The organism is Oleiphilus sp. HI0132 (assembly GCF_001635845.1).
On the sequence record NZ_LWGJ01000690.1, the window covers coordinates 1 to 547 of the forward strand.

Sequence of the window (547 nt, forward strand, 5' to 3'; positions counted from 1 at the left end):
CGACTAGTTGGCGTGTACCTTTGGAAAGTGCAGGTAATTCATCTTCAACAAAGGGCTTGAAGCGCTTTTTGATATGAATTTCGGGCATCACGGTATCCTGAGCTTGTTCTAAGCCAAGGATGCAATTCTCTAGAATTTTTTCTTCACTTAGCCAGGGGCTTTGCCAAAAGCTCTTTTCTACCTTCCAGGCATTGAGGAAATAGATTTTCTTCACGCCCATTGTTGTGGCGGTTTGAATGATTCGCTTTAACATTTTTGGTCGGGGTAGACCAATAATGAGTGTTAAGGGGAGTGGTGCGGGCGCTTCTTTTTGCCACTCGATATCGAGTTTGGCAGACTCCGTAGTGAGAGCTGTAATAGTGGCTAGGCCAATTTGCTGATTGAGCAGGCCAACGCGTATGTTATCTCCAACTTTTGACTTTAGAGTCTCATGCATATGTTCGAGTTGACGACCGGAAATCTCAGCCAGTGTTTCGCTGTGCATATTTTCGGGGAATAACAGTAGCAGGTTCATCTAATTGTTATTCGCTTACAGGTTCTTCGTTGC

The 547-nt window shown here is 44.6% G+C and carries 1 protein-coding gene; it reads right to left on the bottom strand.

Going from position 1 to position 547, the window contains the following annotated elements:
• A partial coding sequence (locus A3766_RS08250; protein WP_068568022.1) for an RsmE family RNA methyltransferase occupies positions 1-514 on the bottom strand: 514 nt, incomplete at its 3' end.
• Between the last annotated feature and the right edge of the window lie 33 nt (positions 515-547).